General features: G+C 63.7%; 19 protein-coding genes. 3 read left to right on the top strand and 16 right to left on the bottom strand.

Annotation, left to right across the window (positions count from 1 at the left end; genetic code table 11):
• The first annotated feature begins 308 nt into the window (after window positions 1–308).
• Window positions 309–923 (top strand): class I SAM-dependent methyltransferase, encoded by a 615-nt coding sequence (locus F8G81_RS08130; RefSeq protein ID WP_267278482.1) that lies wholly within the window; start codon window positions 309–311, stop codon window positions 921–923.
• On the opposite strand, the gene dapF is transcribed toward F8G81_RS08130, so the two are convergent.
• From dapF to F8G81_RS08100, 6 genes are all read right to left on the bottom strand, one after another.
• Window positions 904–1,848 (bottom strand): diaminopimelate epimerase, encoded by a 945-nt coding sequence (gene dapF / locus F8G81_RS08125; protein ID WP_267278481.1) that lies wholly within the window; start codon window positions 1,846–1,848, stop codon window positions 904–906. The two genes, F8G81_RS08130 and dapF, sit on opposite strands and share 20 nt — an antisense overlap.
• A gap of 131 nt (window positions 1,849–1,979) precedes the next feature.
• Window positions 1,980–2,891 (bottom strand): tRNA (adenosine(37)-N6)-dimethylallyltransferase MiaA, encoded by a 912-nt coding sequence (gene miaA / locus F8G81_RS08120; RefSeq protein ID WP_267278480.1) that lies wholly within the window; start codon window positions 2,889–2,891, stop codon window positions 1,980–1,982.
• A 3-nt stretch (window positions 2,892–2,894) separates the two neighbouring features.
• Window positions 2,895–4,454, bottom strand: a complete 1,560-nt coding sequence (gene miaB / locus F8G81_RS08115) for a tRNA (N6-isopentenyl adenosine(37)-C2)-methylthiotransferase MiaB (protein WP_267278479.1) — start codon at window positions 4,452–4,454, stop codon at window positions 2,895–2,897.
• Between the two features lie 54 nt (window positions 4,455–4,508).
• Window positions 4,509–5,024: a regulatory protein RecX gene (locus tag F8G81_RS08110; RefSeq protein ID WP_267279166.1), complete on the bottom strand. Its 516-nt coding sequence runs from the start codon at window positions 5,022–5,024 to the stop codon at window positions 4,509–4,511.
• Between the two features lie 181 nt (window positions 5,025–5,205).
• Window positions 5,206–6,261, bottom strand: a complete 1,056-nt coding sequence (gene recA / locus F8G81_RS08105; protein ID WP_267278478.1) for a recombinase RecA — start codon at window positions 6,259–6,261, stop codon at window positions 5,206–5,208.
• Between the two features lie 192 nt (window positions 6,262–6,453).
• Window positions 6,454–6,678, bottom strand: coding sequence for a DUF3046 domain-containing protein (locus F8G81_RS08100; RefSeq protein WP_267278477.1), 225 nt, complete (start codon window positions 6,676–6,678; stop codon window positions 6,454–6,456).
• Window positions 6,679–6,719: 41 nt separating this feature from the next.
• On the opposite strand from F8G81_RS08100, the gene F8G81_RS08095 reads away from it, so the two are divergent.
• Complete coding sequence (locus F8G81_RS08095; RefSeq protein WP_267278476.1) at window positions 6,720–7,277, top strand: MarR family winged helix-turn-helix transcriptional regulator; 558 nt, start codon at window positions 6,720–6,722, stop codon at window positions 7,275–7,277.
• Window positions 7,278–7,373: 96 nt separating this feature from the next.
• Here the strand turns inward: F8G81_RS08095 and F8G81_RS08090 are convergent, their stop codons facing one another.
• The 8 genes from F8G81_RS08090 to F8G81_RS08055 form a co-directional block, all read right to left on the bottom strand.
• Window positions 7,374–7,826 carry a helix-turn-helix domain-containing protein gene (locus tag F8G81_RS08090; protein WP_267278475.1) on the bottom strand — a complete coding sequence of 151 codons (453 nt, stop codon included), beginning with the start codon at window positions 7,824–7,826 and terminating at the stop codon, window positions 7,374–7,376.
• Between the two features lie 137 nt (window positions 7,827–7,963).
• Window positions 7,964–8,458, bottom strand: a complete 495-nt coding sequence (locus tag F8G81_RS08085) for a CinA family protein (protein ID WP_267278474.1) — start codon at window positions 8,456–8,458, stop codon at window positions 7,964–7,966.
• A gap of 41 nt (window positions 8,459–8,499) precedes the next feature.
• Window positions 8,500–9,138, bottom strand: a complete 639-nt coding sequence (gene pgsA / locus F8G81_RS08080; protein ID WP_267278473.1) for a CDP-diacylglycerol--glycerol-3-phosphate 3-phosphatidyltransferase — start codon at window positions 9,136–9,138, stop codon at window positions 8,500–8,502.
• A gap of 23 nt (window positions 9,139–9,161) precedes the next feature.
• Window positions 9,162–12,104, bottom strand: a complete 2,943-nt coding sequence (locus F8G81_RS08075; RefSeq protein ID WP_267278472.1) for an FtsK/SpoIIIE family DNA translocase — start codon at window positions 12,102–12,104, stop codon at window positions 9,162–9,164.
• A 180-nt stretch (window positions 12,105–12,284) separates the two neighbouring features.
• A complete protein-coding gene (locus F8G81_RS08070) occupies window positions 12,285–13,976 on the bottom strand; it encodes a ribonuclease J (RefSeq protein WP_267278471.1) in 1,692 nt (563 codons plus the stop codon).
• A gap of 41 nt (window positions 13,977–14,017) precedes the next feature.
• Window positions 14,018–14,926 carry a 4-hydroxy-tetrahydrodipicolinate synthase gene (dapA, locus tag F8G81_RS08065; RefSeq protein WP_267278470.1) on the bottom strand — a complete coding sequence of 303 codons (909 nt, stop codon included), beginning with the start codon at window positions 14,924–14,926 and terminating at the stop codon, window positions 14,018–14,020.
• Window positions 14,927–15,072: 146 nt separating this feature from the next.
• On the bottom strand, window positions 15,073–15,819 hold the full coding sequence (locus F8G81_RS08060; protein ID WP_267278469.1) for a carbon-nitrogen hydrolase family protein: 747 nt from the start codon (window positions 15,817–15,819) through the stop codon (window positions 15,073–15,075).
• Window positions 15,820–15,828: 9 nt separating this feature from the next.
• Window positions 15,829–16,314 (bottom strand): hypothetical protein, encoded by a 486-nt coding sequence (locus tag F8G81_RS08055; RefSeq protein ID WP_267278468.1) that lies wholly within the window; start codon window positions 16,312–16,314, stop codon window positions 15,829–15,831.
• A 126-nt stretch (window positions 16,315–16,440) separates the two neighbouring features.
• On the opposite strand from F8G81_RS08055, the gene F8G81_RS08050 reads away from it, so the two are divergent.
• Window positions 16,441–17,679 carry a heparan-alpha-glucosaminide N-acetyltransferase domain-containing protein gene (locus F8G81_RS08050; protein ID WP_267278467.1) on the top strand — a complete coding sequence of 413 codons (1,239 nt, stop codon included), beginning with the start codon at window positions 16,441–16,443 and terminating at the stop codon, window positions 17,677–17,679.
• Window positions 17,680–17,810: 131 nt separating this feature from the next.
• Here the strand turns inward: F8G81_RS08050 and F8G81_RS08045 are convergent, their stop codons facing one another.
• On the bottom strand, window positions 17,811–18,290 hold the full coding sequence (locus F8G81_RS08045) for a hypothetical protein (RefSeq protein ID WP_267278466.1): 480 nt from the start codon (window positions 18,288–18,290) through the stop codon (window positions 17,811–17,813).
• A gap of 3 nt (window positions 18,291–18,293) precedes the next feature.
• Window positions 18,294–19,064: a 4-hydroxy-tetrahydrodipicolinate reductase gene (gene dapB / locus F8G81_RS08040; protein ID WP_267278465.1), complete on the bottom strand. Its 771-nt coding sequence runs from the start codon at window positions 19,062–19,064 to the stop codon at window positions 18,294–18,296.
• Window positions 19,065–19,156 lie beyond the last annotated feature (92 nt).

Genomic DNA, 19,156 nt, shown 5'->3' with positions numbered 1-19,156 from the left:
GGCCGCGCACAGCGTGGGTTCCACGTCCGGTAAACGTGGGCGATCTTGGAAGGACGCCGGCAAGGACAGGATTGGACCAGCAGAAAGGCTGATTCTTTCGAGTAATGCCCGGCGTTTGAACAGGCACGTTGGGCCTGTTCATTGCGCATTTGCGGAAGGCTGACACCTGCATCGCTGCGGGACTTGGCTGCGGGACGGGTTGAAACCCGTGCCGGCTACTCGAAGATCAAGAACATGCGTTCCAGATTAGCAGAACCTTGCGCCTGCGGTTTCCCATACGCCCCTGCGGCCAACTAATCTGGCCAGTTATGGAGTCCGCACACTATTTCAGCGCATCGCCCGCCGGGCCGTTCACCCGCAAACCGCTTACAGTGGACCTCGCCGGGGAAACGCGCAGACTGCAGACTTCTGCTGGGATTTTCAGCCCGGAGGGTATTGATAAGGGAACTGCCGTACTGCTCGCCGAAGTTCCGGCTCCTTCGCCCACTGGCAATCTCCTGGACATCGGCTGCGGTTGGGGCCCTATCGCCCTCACCATGGCTCTCCGTGCCCCGCATGCGCACGTTTATGCAGTGGACGTGAATGAACGCTGCATCATCCTGACGAACGAAAACGCCCAGATCCTCGGCTTGGAGAATGTCACCGCCACCACGCCTGAAGGGGTGGACCCTGAGCTGCGTTTCGATACCATCTGGTCCAATCCGCCCATCAGGATTGGCAAAGACGAACTCCATTCGCTACTGAAGCTCTGGCTCCCGCGGCTGGCACCAGGCGGCTCGGCGTGGCTGGTGGTCCAGAAGAACCTGGGCTCGGACTCCCTCCAGCGCTGGCTGTCCGCCGAATTTGATGAATCGTTAACGGTCAGCCGCGAGTCCACGTCCAAGTCCTTCCGGATCCTGCGTGTCAGGAAAGCGTCCCGCTAGCTACGATCACGGCTGGTCCGCTAAGTTCTACGTGCTCGTGCCCGCCTGGTCCGACGAAGAACTTTACCCCGACGACGCCCCCTGGCACCTTCACATTCCAGGTGTCGGGCGCCTCGGCTCCGGCCCAGTGCCTGATTGCCACCGCGGCAGCGCACGCGCCAGTGCCGCACGACTGTGTTTCGCCCACACCCCGTTCATGAACGCGCATCGTCACCATGCCCACCCCGTTGTGGACCAGGGGTTCGGCGGGAACGACAAACTCAACGTTGGTCCCGTTGGCAGGCACCGGATCAACGCGGGGAGGCGTGAAGAGCCTGGTTGCCTCAAGCTCCGAGAGCTCAGCAAGCGCAACGACAGTATGCGGGTTGCCCATGCTGACTGACAGGGCAGGCCGGGGTACCTCCAGGCCGTCGGCGCTGACCAGGGAATCCATGGCCTTGGCGGTGGCATCCCCTGGAAAAATGAACTCCCATGGGCCCATGTCAACGGCGTAGCCATTCCCCGTCCGGACCACGGTCTTGACGCCCCCGCGCGTGCCTATGGTCAGTGCGCCGCCTTCGGGCAGATCCACCAGGCCCTCGGCCAGGAGGAAATGCACGAAAACGCGGACCCCGTTGCCGCACATCTCGGACAGCGAACCGTCGCCGTTGCGGTAGTCCATGAACCATTCAGCGTTCGGGGTGTGGGCCAGCAGTTCCCTGCCTTCAGGAAGAAACCGTGAGGGCACGGCGCGGATCAGTCCGTCGCCCCCGATGCCACGGTGCCTGTCGCACAGGGTGGCCACCTGGCCCGGATCTATTGTTTGCACGCCCTCGGGGTCCGCGATCAGTACAAAGTCGTTGCCGGTGCCGTGGCCCTTGGAGAACCGCAGTCCGCCCAGTGAGCTGAAGGCGGGCTGAGTGGCCTCGGAAAGGGTTGCATCCATAGTCCAAGGTTACCGGCCACACGTGGACCCTACAGAATCCAGCCCCGGCCGCTGAGTTTTTGTCCAGATGTGGCGACTTCGCACGACTGCAACCCGCCGTAAATGGACAAAAACTCCAAGCGAGTGAGGGGTCAGGTGCCCGGTTGTGTCTTGACGAGGTGGACGGCCTTGGGCAGAAGCTCTGGATCCTGCCAGTCCAGCCAGCTGATCCGGGGATCGGCCCGGAACCACGTGAGTTGCCGCCTGGCGAACTGCCGGGTGGCCACGATGGTTTCCTCCGTTGCCTCATCCACGGTGGCTCCGTCGTCGAGCACCTTAAGGAACTGGGAGTATCCCAGCGCCCGGGGAGCGGTCTTCCCGCGGCGCAGGCCCGCCGCGTCGAGCCGGCGCACCTCTTCGAGCAGTCCTCCCTCAACCATTCTGTGGACCCGGCGGGCAAGCCTGTCACGGAGCACTTCCCTGTCCACCGCCAGTCCGATCTGGACTGCTGGCTGGTAATACTCGCGCTGGGGCATAAACGAGCTGAAGGGGCGGCCAGTCAGCTGATGGACCTCAAGAGCCCTGACGATCCGGCGGGCGTCGGACAGGCGGGCGGCAGACACGGGATCCACTTGGCGAAGGCGTGCCAGAAGAGCCTGGCTGCCTTCCTCTTCAAGATCGGTTTCCAGCTGTTTCCGGATGTGGGGATCCGTGCCGGGGAATTCCAGGATGTCCAGGGCAGCACGGATGTAGAGCCCCGAACCGCCGGCCAGGATGGCACGTTTGCCGCGGGAATGGATGTTGTCAATGAGCTGCCGGGCCAGCTGCTGAAAGTCAGAGACGCTGGCTTCCTCGGTGACGTCCAAGGTGTCCAGGAGGTGATGGGGTACACCCCGGCGCTCCGCCATGCTGATTTTGGCAGTCCCGATGTCCATTCCTCGATAGAACTGCATGGCGTCGGCATTGATGACCTCCCCGTCCAGCTCCAGGGCAAGGCTGACGGCAAGATCAGATTTCCCTGACCCTGTTGGGCCGACGACGGCGATAACGGCTGGGTGAACCACCGGTCAGCGGATGCGTACCGGCAGCGCAGGCATCCCCAGCGAAACGCCAGTGCGGCCGGCGCCGGTGCCTTGTCCGCCGCCCGGTCCCGGCACAGGGGCACCGCAGGAATCCGCCTGCGACCTGTCCCAGGCATCGCCGGCACGGGACCGGCGAAGGGCGTAGTCACCGGCCGTGGGATCGGCCACGAGGTGGAAGGCTGCAGCTTCAGTGATGGTGACGGTGACGAGATCGCCGGGGCGCGGAGCCGGAGCACCAACAGGAACGGAGAAGTGCACCAGCCGCTGGTCCTGCGAACGGCCGGACAGCCGGTGGGTTTCTTCGGCTTTGCGGCCTGACTGGGCTGTCACCATTACTTCCACGCGGCGGCCGAGCTGTTTGGCGTTCTCCTCTGCGGCGATCCTGTCCTGGAGCGCAGTGAGGCGTTCGAAGCGCTCCTGTACAACGGCCTTGGGCAGCTGGTCAGGGAGATCGGCGGCCGGAGTGCCTGGCCGCTTCGAGTACTGGAAGGTAAACGCGGTAGCGAACCGTGATTTCTCCACAACGTCCAGCGTGGCCTGGAAGTCCTCTTCGGTTTCGCCGGGGAAGCCCACAATGATGTCCGTGGAGATGGCGGCATGCGGGATCTTGTCCCGGACCTTGTCCAGAATGCCAAGGAATTTGGTGGACCGGTACGAGCGTTTCATGTCCTTGAGGACCTTGTCTGAACCTGACTGCAGTGGCATGTGCAGCTGGGGCATCACGTTAGGCGTTTCGGCCATCGCATCAATGACATCATCGGTGAAGGACGCTGGATGCGGGCTGGTGAACCGAACCCGTTCCAGGCCTTCTATCTCGCCACACGCGCGGAGCAGTTTGGAGAAGGCCTGCCTGTCCCCGAACTCCACACCATACGAGTTGACGTTCTGCCCGAGGAGCGTGACTTCGATGGCGCCGTCATCCACCAGGGCCTGGATTTCGGCGAGGATGTCGCCGGGCCGCCGGTCCTTTTCCTTGCCCCGCAGCGCAGGCACGATGCAGAAGGTGCAGGTGTTATTGCACCCCACGGAGATGGATACCCAGCCCGAGTAGACAGAGTCCCGCTTTGTAGGCAGCGTGGACGGGAAGACATCGAGGGATTCGAGGATCTCCAGCTGGGCTTCGTTGTTATGGCGCGCCCTATCCAGCAGGGCCGGAAGTGCGCCGACATTGTGCGTTCCAAACACGGCGTCCACCCAGGGCGCCTTCTTCAGGATGGTCTCCCGGTCTTTCTGGGCAAGGCAGCCGCCCACGGCGATCTGCATTCCAGGGTTGGCGGCCTTGACGGGTGCAAGCATCCCCAGGTTGCCGTAAAGCTTGTTGTCGGCATTTTCCCGCACTGCGCAGGTGTTAAAGACCACCACGTCTGCCTGCTCACCGTCGGCCGGCACGTAGCCGGCAGATTCCAGCATGCCTGCCATCCGCTCCGAATCATGGACGTTCATCTGGCAGCCGAACGTACGCACCTGGTAGGTACGCGGGCGCGCGGCAGCAGAGATGGCGGAGGGGGCAACACCGGATGCGGGGGAAGGAATGGTCAAACTCACCTGTTAAGGGTACCGGGTTCCCACGGCCGGCGCTGTTGGTGCTGCCTGGCCAGGTTACCCGTCCTGCCGGCGGCCGGCAGTGGCGTCCAGTACTTCACTCACGATCCGGAAAGCCTGGGACGGCTGGTAACCCTTTCGGGCCAACATCGATGCCAGACGCCGCGTGGCTTTGTCGCGTGCGGCACGGTCCGAGAGGTCAGTCCCCGGGCGAAGCTTCCGCTCCACGAGTTGGCGGGCAGCCGTTTCCTCGTCGGCATCGGAGAGCTGCTCCAAGGCGGCAGCCGCCGTCTCCGGAGCGACGCCCTTGTCCGCAAGTTCCCGGCGCAGTGCCCCTTTGGCCAGCTTGCGTGACTGCGATCGGCTGCGCACCCACATGTCCGCGAACTCGGCGTCGTCAATGAGACGGACTTCCTGGAAGCGGTCCAGAACAGCCTCTGCCACATCCTCGGGGATGTTCCGCTCGGCCAGTTTCCGAGCCAGCTGCAGCCGGCTTTTCGCCGAGCTGGTCAGTTGCCGGAGCACGATGGCACGGGCAACCGACGCCGGATCCGGCTCTGCGTCTCCTGCAATGGATGACTCCGGATCCGGACCGTCCTGCCGGGGACGGCGGCGCCCCGCACCCCCGGTGCGGGAACGCGCCGAACCTTGGCGACCTACATGGCCCCCGCCCGGTCCCCCATCGAAACCCGCCTGTCTGTCAGAACCCGTCTCGCTGTCAGAACGCGTCTCGCTGCCAGAACCCGCCGCGCTGCTAGAACCCGTCAACGGCCTTCAGCTTCGGAGTGTCTTTGGATTCGTCGGCCGCAGGCTTGACCCCCACGCCGAGCTTTTCCTTGATCAAACGCTCAAGTTCGGCAGCGAGCTCAGGATTGTCGCGAAGGAACCTGCGCGAGTTCTCCATACCCTGTCCGAGCTGATCGCCGTCATAGGTAAACCAGGAACCGGACTTCTTGATGAGGCCGTGCTCGACGCCCATGTCGATGATGCCGCCCTCGCGGGAGATTCCCTGGCCGTAGATGATGTCGAACTCGGCGATTTTGAAGGGCGGTGCCATCTTGTTCTTGACGATCTTGGCCTTGGTCCGGTTACCCACGGAGTCTGCGCCCTCTTTGAGAGTCTGGATGCGCCGGACGTCGATGCGGATGGAGGCGTAGAACTTCAGTGCCTTACCACCGGTGGTGGTTTCCGGCGAGCCGAAGAAGACGCCGATCTTTTCACGCAGCTGGTTGATGAAAATGGCGGTGGTTTTGGTCTGGCTCAGGCGGCCGGTGATCTTACGCAGGGCCTGGCTCATGAGGCGGGCCTGGAGACCAACGTGGCTGTCTCCCATGTCGCCCTCGATTTCAGCGCGGGGAACCAAGGCAGCCACAGAGTCAATGACGATAACGTCAAGGGAGCCCGAGCCGATCAGCATGTCCATGATTTCGAGGGCCTGCTCGCCTGTGTCCGGCTGGGAAACCAGGAGCGCGTCCGTGTCCACGCCCAGCTTTGCGGCGTATTCAGGATCCAGGGCGTGCTCGGCGTCGATAAACGCGGCGATGCCACCCAGGCGCTGGGCATTGGCCACGGCGTGCAGCGCAACAGTTGTCTTACCGGAGGATTCCGGGCCGTAAATCTCCACGACACGACCACGGGGCAGGCCGCCAATGCCCAGGGCAACATCCAGGGCGATGGATCCGGTGGGGATGACCTCGATGGGGGCTCGGACTTCATCGCCCAGCCGCATGACCGAGCCCTTACCGAACTGCTTGTCAATCTGGGCCAGCGCTGCTTCCAACGCTTTTTCACGATCCGGGGCTGCCGCCATGGTTCACACCTCTAATTTTTTCTCGCTGTGGAGTGGCCTCAGCGGCCGCTAACTGGTCATCTCTGACGCTAATGGCACCCACTGACATTATGGCCGGATGACGTTGGCCATGTGGATAACCCGCTGGGAAAAGCATAGCTTTACCCGAACAGATATTCGAACAACCCTGCGGCGTGTCAACAGGTGAAAGAGTCAGTCGCGGTGCGGTTTGATGTCGCGCCCCAGGCGGCGCTCCGGCGGCACATCCTGCACGTCACAGATAGCCAGCCACACGGTCCTGGGACTTATTCCGGCGGCGAGAGCCTGATCCGCCGTGCGCCCGCCGACGCCTGCGAGGACGAGCGTGCTGCTCAGAACCCTGGAATAACCTGCGCCGAATTCGTCGTCCATAAGCCGCCAATAGTCACTGATTCGCACCAATAGATTCTCTCACGGCAGCGGAGCCTAGAATTGTTGCTATGAGCAACTCCCCTGACGTCCCGGCTGCTGCAGCTCCTGCAGACGACACCGTCGATGCGGCACTGAAGACCGTGGAGCATCAGATCAGCCTGTTCTGGCGTCGCGCGCGGTCTGTATCGCATCAGTTGTCCCGCCAGGTCCATCCAGACATGGAACCCGCCGCCTATGGCCTGCTGACAGTAATCCGCAGGGAAGGACCCATCCGGCTCACTGACCTCGCGCTCAGCATCGGGGTGGGTAAGCCGTCCATTAGCCGGCAGATCGCCTTCCTCGAAAGCGTCGGCCTGGTGTCCAAGGAAGCCGATCCCCTGGACGGTCGGGCGCAATCCATCCGCCTGACAGAAAAGGGCGAGGAGAAGATGCACCTGGTCCAGGACGCGCGGAGGCAGGTTTTCAGGGAGCGGCTGGGCGAATGGCCGCTCGAGGAGCTGCAGACGCTCGCCGAATACATGGCAAAACTGAATGCGATCTACGAGCGGGACGGCTTCCCCAAAGACGATGCCGCCCCAACAAATGCCACTCAACCTGACGCCGTTCCGGCCAATCGCGGGAATTAGCAGGGCGGGAACCAGCCACGCGGGTACCAGGAAGGCAGCAAAAAGCCTCCGGCAACAGGCCGGAGGCTTTTGTACTTGGCAGGGTGCTGCAAGCGGCTAACGTGCGCCGGAAAGCAGGCCCTTCGAGAGTTCGTTGTTGAGTTCAGCGTTGAGGTCGCGGTCAAGGTCACGGCCATAACGCTGGGAGAATTCCTGGGGCACGGTGTCCGGAACGGCAACGCCCTCGGCGACAGCAACACGGTCACTGACTTCACGGAGCATGCTGGACAGCGGAACATCCAAAGCAGAGCAGATGGACGACAGAAGCTCTGAGGAAGCTTCCTTCTGGCCCCGCTCGACTTCACTGAGGTATCCCAAGGAAACACGGGCGCTGTGCGAAACTTCGCGGAGCGTACGGCCCTGGCGCTGGCGGACATCGCGCAGGACATCACCGATTTCGTGACGAAGTACAACCATTTTGCGCTCCTTCTGTTCGCTCTTGCCCTGATCGGCGAGGCCCACATCCTTCCAGCGGACAACGCCGTTTACGGATACGGGCTGCTTTACCATCTGTATCGCCTTGCTCCCTCATGGTTCCGGTCCGCCCTGGAGCGAACCGTGGTGGTGTATTCATCCTAGGCGCCTCCGCTAGCCGGAAGCGACACAATGTAATAACTGTTGGGTATCGGGATTTGTTCCCGGCAACTTTACGCCCGGTAGCTTCCGGAAGCCAGAGCAGCGAGCAGTCTTTCCAAGGCAGCCCCGCAGGCCTGGCCGCGGATGTCTGCCCGGCTGCCGGTAAAGCCATACTCGAAGGAACCGGATCCCTCCGGTGTCGCGATGCCAATGTAGACAGTACCTACGGCTTTTCCGTCGTGTTCCTCGGGTCCGGCCACGCCTGTGGTGGCCACACCGACGTCGGAACCGCACAGCCTGCGGGCCCCCGCAGCCATGGCCGCGGCGACATCGCCGTCTACTGACCCGGCGGCCTCAAGCAGCTCAGGCGAAACCCCCAGCACCTCCATTTTTACCGAGTTCTGGTACGCGACGACCCCGCCTTGAAGCATTCCCGATGCTCCGGCAGTGTCGGCCAGAACAGCGGTAACCATTCCTGCGGTCAGGGATTCGGCAGTGGCAACGGTGACTCCCCCATCCAGTGCAGTCTTAACGGCCTGTTCGGCGAGGTGGTGGAGGTTTGTCACGTCGGCTCCTTTTGCCTGATTTGTTCCGCGCTGGTGATCAGTTACTGGTTATTGACGGTTTTCGTTCCGGCGCGCTTGCCCTGCGCCCGCAGCCGCAGCGCCTCCACCACGTACTCCACCCCGGTCCACACCGTGATGAGCACCGCCGCCATCATGACGGCGAAGGCCACCCATACCAGCCAGGGCGCCAATGCCCCCAGCGGCAGGAGATACAGGAAGATGGCTGCGGTCTGCACCACGGTCTTGAGCTTGCCGCCACGGGATGCGGGAATAACACCGTAGCGGATGACAAAGAAACGCAGGCCGGTAATGCCCCATTCCCTGACGAGGATGAGAATTGTCACCCACCACGGCAGTTCATTCAGGACGGACAGCATGACCAGCGCCGAGCCAATCAGCAGTTTGTCGGCGATGGGGTCGGCGATTTTACCGAAATCAGTGACGAGGCCACGGCTCCTGGCGATGTCGCCGTCGAGCTTGTCTGTGTAGATCGCGACGGCGAAGGCCAGTACCGCTGCCCAGCGCCACAGCCCCGCTTCACTCCGCAGCCCGGGGGCGTCGGCAAGAAGGAACCAGACGAAGAAAGGTACCAGCGCGATGCGCAGCATGGTCAGGATGTTGGGAAGATTCCAGATCCTGGAACTGCTGGAGCCGGCGGCGGTTGCTTCGGTGCTAGTCACCCTCCAAGGCTACATTCTTTGGGCTAGCGCCCGGTGAGCGACCAGGCGTCTTCGGAACCGTCTTCATCGTCCCCGTAGGAGCCTGGGGGCGAATCGGCGCCGTCGTAATATTCGACGTTCTGCGTGCGCTTTTCAAGATCGGCCGCCACAAGGTCTTCGGCATAGCCGCCCTGCCCAATGTTGGCGTTGGCATTCTCGCTCAGGGCAGCGGTCTGCGAATCGGCGACCAACGGCGCCTCCTGGCCCTTCATGGCAGCCAGCACGGCCGCAAGGTCATCAGGCTTGACCAGCACATCGCGGGCCTTGGATCCTTCCGAGGGGCCCACGACGCCGCGGGATTCCAGCAGGTCCATCAGGCGCCCCGCCTTGGCGAAGCCGACCCGCAGCTTGCGCTGCAGCATTGAGGTGGAGCCGAACTGGGTGGTGACCACCAGTTCAGTGGCCTGCAGCAGGACCTCGAGATCGTCTCCAATGTCGTCGTCGATCTGCTTCTTTTGTGCCTCGGGGGCGACGTCGTCGCGGTAGACGGCCTGCAGCTGGCCCTTGACGTGCTCAACGACCTTGTGGATTTCGGACTCCGTGACCCACGCACCCTGCACTCGCATGGCCTTGGAGGCGCCCATGGGCAGGAAGAGTGCATCACCTTGGCCAATGAGCTTCTCAGCGCCAGGCTGGTCCAGGACCACGCGGGAGTCCGTTACCGAGGACGTGGCAAACGCCATCCGAGAGGGGACGTTGGCCTTGATCAGACCCGTAACAACGTCCACGGACGGGCGCTGGGTGGCCAGCACGAGGTGGATGCCGGCGGCACGGGCAAGCTGGGTGATGCGGACAATTGAGTCTTCGACGTCACGCGGGGCCACCATCATGAGGTCGGCGAGCTCGTCCACAATCACCAGCAGGTACGGGTAGGGACGGATGACGCGCTTGGAATCCACCGGCGGATGGACTTTGCCGGCCCGCACCGCCTTGTTGAAGTCGTCGATGTGCTTGAAGCCGTAGTTGGCGAGGTCGTCGTAGCGGGCGTCCATTTCGCGGACCACCCACTGCAGCGCCTCCGCCGCCTTCTTGGGGTTGGTGATGATGGGCGTGATCAGGTGCGGGACGCCCTCGTAGGCGGTCAGTTCCACGCGTTTGGGGTCCACCATCACCATGCGGACCTCATCCGGCGTCGCTCGCATCAGGATCGAGGTGATCATCGAGTTCACGAACGAGGACTTACCGGCACCGGTGGCACCGGCCACCAGGAGGTGGGGCATCTTGGCCAGGTTGGCCACCACATAGCCGCCCTCAACGTCCTTGCCCACTCCCATCACCATGGGGTGGTCCGTCCGGCGGGCGTTCTGGCTGCGCAGGACGTCGCCCAGGGAAACTGTTTCGCGGTCTGTGTTGGGGATCTCGATGCCAATGGCCGACTTGCCCGGGATGGGGCTGAGGATGCGGACGTCGGAGCTGGCCACGGCGTAGGAGATGTTCTTGGACAGCGCCGTGACCCGCTCCACCTTCGTGCCGGGCGACAGCTCGATTTCGTACCGGGTCACGGTTGGACCACGGCTGAAGCCGGTAACCTGCGCCTCCACGTTGAACTGGTTCAGCGTTTCCGTCAGTGAAGCGACGATGGCGTCGTTTGCCTCCGTGCGCTCCTTGGGAATGGAGCCGGGGGTCAAAACGTCCGACGACGGCAACGTGTACGTCACGTCGCCGGCAAGTGAGAGCTGCTCGGTGCGCTGCGGAATGGGCGTGGGCGGCGGCGCGGGGCTTACCGGGTTTGCCGGTACATGGGGCGCCGCGGCCGGGGAGCCCGTTTGGGCGGGGTTGAGTGAGCCGGCGGCCACCATTCCGGGAGTCACCAGGGGGATGGCTTCGGTGGCGTTCTCCCCCACCGAAGCTGCGGCAGTGCCCAGCCCTTGGGCCGCCTTGATCTTTTCGACGGCGATTTCCGCCTGGGTGGGGCGGCGCACCCCTGGTGCGGGACGCGTTGCCTTGCTTCCCTTGGCGGCGTCCGCTGCATCCTCGTCATCGATGACGGCATGCTCGAACGCTTCATCCCCGACGTAGCCCTCAAGGCCGGCGTCGGGCTCATCATCCTTGCCGAAGAATCGCCTGCGCTTTTTCTTCTGGGGAACCGCGGCGGACGGCGTTTCATAGAGGTAGCTGCGGTCGTGGCCGTCCCCGGACTCGTCCTGTTCCTGGAGGTCAATGCCCATGAGGTGCTCGTAGGCGCCGCGGATACGCCGCGGAATTGCCGTGAAGGGCGTGGCCGTGATGATCAGCAGGGACACAAAGGCCAGCAGGCCGTAGATTCCCAGTGGAACACCCGGATGGATGGCGGCCAGGGGCGATGCCGCCAGGAAACCGAGCATGCCGCCCGCCTGGCGGAGTCCGTCGAAGCCCTCGGCAACGGTGGGTTGTCCGCCCAGGACATGGGCGAGGCCGCAGCCAGCGAAAGTCATGATGAGGAAGCCGATCCCCACGCGGTTGTTTCCTCGGCCGTCCGCCGGCTGCCTGAACAGGCGGAAGGCGCAGACAAACAGCATGAGCGGGAGGAGCAGGGACATCCAGCCGAACGTACCGTTGACCACGCTGTAGACAGCATCGGGGAACCAACCGGTCAATCCCCACCAGGCGAAGGTGGCGATGAAGATGCCCAGCGCGAGGTTGAACAGGGCAGCTCCGTCGCGGCGTTCCTCCGCAGGCACGTCACTGACGTCGTGGCCAATCCTGCGGACCCCGCCGCCTACGAGGTGGCCGATTCCCAGCCAGGCGCCGCCTACAACGCGCAGGAGCCAGGGATCACGCTGCTCGACGGCGGGAAGCCGGCGGGTGCGCGGGCTTGCCGAGGAACCGGTGGTCCGGCCGGTTTTGGACGCCGCAGAGCCGGCCCCGCGGCCCGCGGCAGAACCGGCTTTGCCGCCGGAGGTGCCGCCAGAACTGCCTTTGGACGCGGACGTAGTACGAGTGGCCATACCTGCCACGGTACCCGAACCGGGCCTGATTTCCGCGGATTTCCGCGCTTTCAGGGGCCTCCATGTTGCCGCCCCTGCCAGCGCCCGAAGGGCTGGCAGGAAAGGCCTGGCAGGGTTGCTTGGCCGGATACAGGAAAGGCCCGGTTCCGAAGAACCGGGCCCTTGGCGTTCCTGTGGCTCCTACGCTTCGAGCACCACGGGAATGATCATGGGCCGCCGGCGCAGCTTGCGGTTGACCCAGGTGCCTACAACACGGCGGACAACCTGCTGGAGCTGATGGCTGGTGTGATCCGCATGGTTCAGCACTGCCTCTTCCAGCGCAGCATTGATCTTGGGGATGATGTCATCAAAGACTGAATCGTCCTCGGCAACACCGCGGGCGTGGATTTCGGGTCCGGAAACTACCTTGCCCGTGGCCTTGTTGATGACTGTGATGATGGAGATGAAGCCTTCATCCCCGAGGACGCGGCGGTCCTTGAGGTCGGCGTCGGTGATTTCGCCGACACTTGAGCCGTCCACATAGACGAAGCCCACTTCCACCTGGCCCACCACGTCAGCGCGGTGGTCCTTCAGGTCAATCACCGTGCCATTGTCCGCCAGAATGACGCTGGCCGTGGGGACGCCGGACTCGATGGCGATCTTGCCGTTGGCGATCAGGTGGCGGGTCTCACCGTGCACAGGCATGGCGTTGAGCGGTTCCAGGATGTTGTAGCAGTACAGCAGCTCACCGGCGGCCGCGTGGCCCGACACATGGACCTTGGCGTTGCCCTTGTGGATAACGTCCGCACCCAGCTTGAGCAGGCCGTTGATGATACGGAAAACGGCATTCTCGTTTCCGGGGATCAGGCTGGAAGCGAGGATGACGGTGTCACCATCCCCCACCACCACCCGGTGGTCACCGTTGGCCATGCGGGACAGTGCGGCCATGGGCTCGCCCTGGGAACCTGTGGACATCAGGACAACGCGGTTGTCCGGCAGGTTGTCGATGTTCTTGATGTCCACCAAGAGACCCTCGGGAACATCCAGGTAGCCCAGCTTGGCGGCGATGGCCATGTTCCGGACCATGGAGCGGCCCACAAAGGCCACCTTACGGTTGTGCTTGGCTGCGGCGTCGAGCACCTGCTGGACCCGGTGGACGTGCGAAGAGAACGACGCGACGATGATGCGTTTTGTAGCCTGCCCGAAGAGCCGTTCCAGCGTGGGGCCGATTTCCTTTTCCGCGGTGGTGAAGCCGGGCACGTCCGCGTTGGTGGAGTCGGACATAAAGAGGTCCACGCCCTCTTCGCCGAGCTTGGCGAAGTGGCGGAGGTCTGTGATGCGGCCGTCCAGCGGCAGCTGGTCCATCTTGAAGTCGCCGGTGTGCAGGACGGTGCCGCCTGCTGTTCGGATGAACACTGCCAAGGCATCCGGGATGGAGTGGTTGACAGCAACGAACTCGCACTCGAAGGGGCCAAACTTCTCCACCTGGCCCTCGGTCACCGTCAGGGTGTACGGACGGATCCGGTGTTCCTGCAGCTTGGCCTCGATGAGAGCCAGCGTGAGCTGGGAACCAACCAGCGGGATGTCGCTGCGGAGCCTCAGGAGGTAAGGAACGGCGCCGATGTGGTCCTCGTGGCCGTGCGTCAGGACGACCGCAACGATGTCGTTGACCCGGTCCTCGATGTAGGAGAAATCGGGCAGGATCAGGTCAACGCCAGGCTGTGTTTCCTCGGGGAAGAGGACACCGCAGTCAACGACGAGCAGTTTGCCGTCGATTTCGAACACAGCCATGTTCCGGCCGATCTCCCCCAAGCCACCCAGCGGAACGATCCGAAGGGTGCCTTGCGGCAGGCGTGGAGGCGTGACAAGGCCGGGAAGGGCGATTTGGGTCATAGTGCACTACTTTCCAGGCGGAAGGGTGCCGGTCTTTGCCCTTAGGAAAAGACCAGCCCTCCTTCAGCCAAGTCCTCGCGGATGGTTTCGATCTCGGCTTCGTCCGGCTCCACGAGGGGCAAACGGACAATCGAGTTGGGCAGGACTCCCTGCCATTTAAGAATTTGTTTGGCCGCAACGGCCCCCTGCACGCGGGTCATCGTTGCCCGCACGACTGGCTGGAGCTCGAAGTTGATCTTACGGGCCGTTCCGAGGTCGTTCGCGTTGACGGCGTCAATCAGTTCCCTGAAGCGGCGGGTTGCGACGTGGGTTGTCACACCTACCAGGCCGACTGCCCCCAGCGCCATCCAGGGCAGAGTCAGTCCGTCGTCTCCGGAGTAGAAGAGCAGGTCGGTTTCGGCCATGACGCGTGTGGCGGCGACGAGGTCGGCCTTGGCGTCCTTGACGGCCACGATGTTGGGGTGCTGCGCCAGGCGGATCATCGTGTCGGGTTCGATGGCGATGGATGAGCGGCCGGGGATGTCGTACAGCATCACAGGCAAATCAACGGATGACGCGATGGTCTCGAAGTGCGCCCGGACGCCAGCCTGGCTGGGCTTGTTGTAGTAAGGCGTGACCAGCAGGAGTCCGTCCACGCCCAGCGCGGCGGCCTGCTGCGAAAGGTGTACCGAGTGGGCTGTGTCGTTCGTGCCGGTGCCGGCAATAATGGCGGCCCTGCCTCCCACAGCTTCCCTGACGGCGCGGAACATGCCGAGGTTTTCCTCGTCGGTGAGGGTGGAGGTTTCGCCGGTGGTTCCGGTGACTACGAGGCCGTCGCAGCCGTCATCAACCAGCTTGACCGCCAACTCCGCGGCCTGCTTGTAATCCACAGCGCCGTCCTTGGTGAAGGGCGTGACCATTGCGGTCAGCAGGGTACCAAGAGCGGGGATGTTCGCGGATGTATCAGCCATGGCAAAAACGTTACCCTGTGCACGGCTGGTTAGGACAATGGGCAAGGCGTGATGAACGTCAAGTGTCAGCTACGTGTCGCTGCGTCATCGTCGCGACGGCGGCCGCGCGTCCTGCGCGGGAGGCGGGTCTTCATCCGGGGAGCCTTTCACCGAAACTTGCGCAGTGCACTGCGCTGCAGAATGGCTGTGACTACCTCCGTGCCTGTTCCCGCCGCCCTTTTCATCAATAAGCCGTCTGGCCCCCAGAATCCGCTCAGGCCGCAGGAAGGGCCCAAACTGGTGGTTCCGCCGAGGTTCGCCAGGATGCCAAACATCCTGTTATCCATGGCCCGGGCGCCCAGGTGAAGAGCGAGCCGGTGCTCTTCGTCACGGGTGTAGAGGGCGGATACGGCATAGGCGTCCGCCCCGGAGCCGGCTGCCATGGCCGAGTGGGAGGGGAAGGCGGCGTCGAAGCAAATGGCCAGCGCAATCCTCCAGCCATCCAGCTCCAGAACGATCGCGCCCTCGCCGGCGGCGAAGATGTCTTTCTCCTGGCCATGGAGATGCGTCTTGAAGGCGGCGTCTGTGACGCCTTCAGGGTGGATGGCCAGTGCAGCCAGCCTGGGCGTGCCGTCCGGTTCCCGGTAGGCGCCCCCGACAACTGCCGTAATTCCGGTGCGGCGGCAGATCTCGCGAATATCACCCAGCCGCGGGTCCTCCGGCTGGAGCCACTGCCCGGGGTCCTCCAGCAGCGGCAGGTTGTAGCCCGTCAGTGAGAGTTCGGGAAAGAGCACCAGCCTGGAGCCGTGCGACTCCGCATCTTCTATCAGGCGCACATGCTCCATTGCATTGGTGGCGACGCCACCGTCGAGGGCCTGGTACTGGACGGTGGAAACAGTCAGGGCATCACTCACCCCACCATCCTAGGGAAGCTCCCCACGGTTTTCAGGATGTTTTGCCTCGGCAAACTGCGGCACCTCGGGACAATCCCGGACACCGACCCGGAGGCTCCTGCTACCTTCGGCTTCATGTGGCCCGCCCTGCGCTGCCACCGGCTGGCAATACCTTGCCACCGCGGCTTCCCGCAGCCCCTCCGCCCAGGATGCCAACCGCTGGGCGGCCCTGACGTAGTGGAACAGCTCGGTGGGCGTGAGGGCTTCAAGGTCCGTTTCGCTGAGCCGGCGGGCCAGCTCTGCACCCGGCGGCTGCGCTGAAAGGGTGATGCCCTCCTGCTGCCATTGGACGTCCTCCGGAGGTTCTCCTGCAACGAGCTGACGGAAAAGGTAGTCCACAACGCCCGGACTCATGGCCTTCATTAGACCGGCGTACTGGTCCGGCATACCGGTGCGCTCGACGGGCTGGGACCCCGCTGGCGTGTGCGGTTGCGGGAGCTGCGATGGAGTGTGCATGGATCCATGCTATTCGAACATATATTCGAATACAAGGGTGCTTTGGCTCCTCGTTTTGTCTACTTCGGGCTAGCCTGGCGGCCGGCGTGACAGGCGGTTCCAAGGCAGGTGTGAGAACATCTGCTCATGACCTCCCGTGCCACGGCCAGACCTTCCAGGGCGCCGCGAAGCCCTTCGCGGCCGGACCGGCTCAGGGGCATTGATGCGGCACGCGGCCTTGCCCTGTTGGGCATGATGGCCACGCACCTGCTTCCCACATTCGAGGCAAACGCCAACCTCACACCCACTTGGATTGGCCTGACGTTCTCCGGCCGGGCTGCTGCACTGTTCGCAGTGCTGGCGGGAATTGGGCTGGCACTATCAACAGGAAAACAGGTGCCCCTGGAAGGCAGGACTCTCGGCGCAGCCAGGCGCGGCGTTGCGCTGCGGGCGCTGGTGATTGCCGCCGTCGGCCTGACCCTTGGCGGCGTTGAAGTGAACCTGGCGATTATCCTGGTTCACTACGCGGTGCTGTTCCTGTGCGTCCTGCCATTCCTGGGGCTGAAGCTGAAAGCGTTGTTCGTGTGGGCGGTGGGCTGGATCGTGGCGTCCCCGGTGCTTGCCTATTTGCTGCGTCCGTGGCTGATGGCATCGAACCCTCCACTGAAACTAGGCCATAATCCGAAGTGGGAGGACCTCTTGGTTCCTTCCCGGCTGCTGGGAGACTTGTTCTTCACCGGCTACTATCCCGTTTTTCAGTGGCTTGCCTACCTGCTGGTGGGGCTGGCGATTGGCAGGCTGGCGCTGACGAAGGCCATGGTGCCGGTGGTGCTGCTCGTCGGTGGAACGGTGGTGGCCGTCCTGACCAAGGCCCTTGGCACGGCGGCGATGGAAAGCTGGGGTGGCAGGGAAGCCCTGGAGGACGTACTGAACGCACCGAACTACCCCTTGGACAGTGTCCTGCAGGTCAACCTCACCGGCGTCAACCAGGAAGGGTCGTGGTGGTGGCTGGCGTCGGCAGCGCCACATTCTGCAACGACGCTGGACCTTGCCCACACGTCAGCAGTGGCGGCCGCAGTTGTGGGCGCCTGCCTTTTGCTCGGCAAGCTGGCCGACTGGCTGAACCTGGATCTGTTGCTGCCGCTGCGCGGAGCGGGGGCCATGACTCTGACCCTGTACACAGTCCATGTCTGGGTGGTGGCAGGCTTCTACCTGAAGCCGTCGCCTGCCGGCTGGACAGAGGACGGGATGTATTTTGCCCACGCCGCAACCGCGATCATTGTGGGTATGGTCTTTGTCCTGCTCAAGTGGCGCGGACCCCTTGAATGGCTGGGACACATGGCCAACCAGCTGGGCCGCCACGGCGCGATACCGTCCAAACCATAGGGTCCAAGCCATAGGGTCCAAGCCATAGTGTCGAAGCAGCACTGGCCAGGCAATAACGTCCAGACAGTACATGCCAAGAGCGCGCAGGCAAAGCCAGTCCGGCGCCGCCCCGAGACGGACAGAGGGCAGTACTAGGCCGGAACTTTGCCGCGGAACAGGCGGATGGCATCACGCATGGACGCACGGGCGCGTTTGCGGTCCCCTGCGGCGTCGTACGCGCAGCTTAGCCGGAACCATGAACGCCAATCGTCAGGGGCAGCTTCAGCTTCGACCCGGTATTTTTCAAATTCCTGGTCCGCAGCTGAGCGAACGATCCGGCCGCCAGGGGTGCGCGGCAGGTCATCAACGGGCAGGCCGCCCTCAGCTTCAAGGACCTTGGCCATCTGTTCGGTGCGGGCGCCGAACATCAGCTCCCGGATCATGGCCCAGGCACCGATAACCGGCAGCACCAGGTAGGCCGCACCGATGGCTTTCGCTGTCAGGTTACTGTCCAAAAGCAGCAACACGGACCGCTGGAAGGACACCACCAGGTAGAAGACCAGCAGGAGCGTTACGGCGCCCACCCAGATCTTGGTTCGGTTCTTCCGGAAGGCTGCCAGGAAAGTGTCCATGGCCTAGAGTCCCAGGTCCAGGTAGCCGTCCAGCCCCACAGTGAGTCCGGGGTGGGCCGCGACGTTGCGCACGCCCAGCAGTACGCCGGGCATAAAGGAAGCGCGGTCGAACGAATCATGGCGAAGGGTCAGCTGCTCCCCAGGGCCTCCCAGCAGGACTTCCTGATGGGCCACCAGGCCACGGAGCCGGACGCTGTGCACCCGGATGCCGTCCACGTCGCAGCCACGGGCACCGGCCCGCTCGGTGGTGGTGGCGTCGGGGCTGCGGGGAACATCCGCCTCGGCCCGCTCCGCGGCGATGAGCTGGGCCGTGCGGATGGCAGTGCCGGAGGGCGCGTCCACTTTGTCCGGGTGGTGCAGCTCAATGATTTCAACGGATTCGAAGTACCGTGCGGCCTTGGCGGCGAAGGCGGAGGCCAGCACGGATCCGAGGGCAAAGTTGGGGGCAATCAAAACACCCTGCCCCGGGTGAGCCGCCAGCAGAGCCTCCAGGCGAGAGATCCGCCCGGCGTCCCACCCGGTGGTTCCCACAACGGCGTGCATGCCGTGTTCGACCGCGAACCGGACGTTGGCTTCGGTGCTCTCGGGAACCGTCAGGTCCACCACATACTCGGCTCCGGAAGAGGCCAGCTGATCCAATGAATCAGCACGGCCCAGGGCAGCCACCAGCTTGAGGTCGGCGGCGGCTTCCACGGCCTTAACGGCTTCGGCGCCCATGCGCCCATTGGCGCCCAGCACGGCGACGCGCAGTGGGGCGGGGTGTTGTTCGGTCATGCCGTTAACCCTACCGTCGGCCCAGTGGAGGTATGGAACGTGAAGCTGTGCGTTACCCCGCAGGCGCCGCCGGGTTCTAAGTCAGGATCAGG

This window comes from Arthrobacter sp. CDRTa11, from assembly GCF_026427775.1.
Taxonomy (GTDB): Bacteria; Actinomycetota; Actinomycetes; order Actinomycetales; family Micrococcaceae; genus Arthrobacter.
This window is presented reverse-complemented; position numbering and strand designations above follow the sequence as displayed.

What these genes read in the sequence shown, in the direction of transcription:
- F8G81_RS08130 (WP_267278482.1), top strand. Translation starts at nt 309, where the DNA reads ATGGAGTCCGCACACTATTTCAGCGCATCGCCCGCCGGGCCGTTCACC.
- dapF (WP_267278481.1), bottom strand. Translation starts at nt 1,848, where the DNA reads ATGGATGCAACCCTTTCCGAGGCCACTCAGCCCGCCTTCAGCTCACTG.
- recA (WP_267278478.1), bottom strand. Translation starts at nt 6,261, where the DNA reads ATGGCGGCAGCCCCGGATCGTGAAAAAGCGTTGGAAGCAGCGCTGGCC.
- F8G81_RS08095 (WP_267278476.1), top strand. Translation starts at nt 6,720, where the DNA reads ATGAGCAACTCCCCTGACGTCCCGGCTGCTGCAGCTCCTGCAGACGAC.
- F8G81_RS08090 (WP_267278475.1), bottom strand. Translation starts at nt 7,826, where the DNA reads ATGGTAAAGCAGCCCGTATCCGTAAACGGCGTTGTCCGCTGGAAGGAT.
- F8G81_RS08075 (WP_267278472.1), bottom strand. Translation starts at nt 12,104, where the DNA reads ATGGCCACTCGTACTACGTCCGCGTCCAAAGGCAGTTCTGGCGGCACC.
- F8G81_RS08070 (WP_267278471.1), bottom strand. Translation starts at nt 13,976, where the DNA reads ATGACCCAAATCGCCCTTCCCGGCCTTGTCACGCCTCCACGCCTGCCG.
- dapA (WP_267278470.1), bottom strand. Translation starts at nt 14,926, where the DNA reads ATGGCTGATACATCCGCGAACATCCCCGCTCTTGGTACCCTGCTGACC.
- F8G81_RS08055 (WP_267278468.1), bottom strand. Translation starts at nt 16,314, where the DNA reads ATGCACACTCCATCGCAGCTCCCGCAACCGCACACGCCAGCGGGGTCC.
- F8G81_RS08050 (WP_267278467.1), top strand. Translation starts at nt 16,441, where the DNA reads ATGACCTCCCGTGCCACGGCCAGACCTTCCAGGGCGCCGCGAAGCCCT.
- F8G81_RS08045 (WP_267278466.1), bottom strand. Translation starts at nt 18,290, where the DNA reads ATGGACACTTTCCTGGCAGCCTTCCGGAAGAACCGAACCAAGATCTGG.
- dapB (WP_267278465.1), bottom strand. Translation starts at nt 19,064, where the DNA reads ATGACCGAACAACACCCCGCCCCACTGCGCGTCGCCGTGCTGGGCGCC.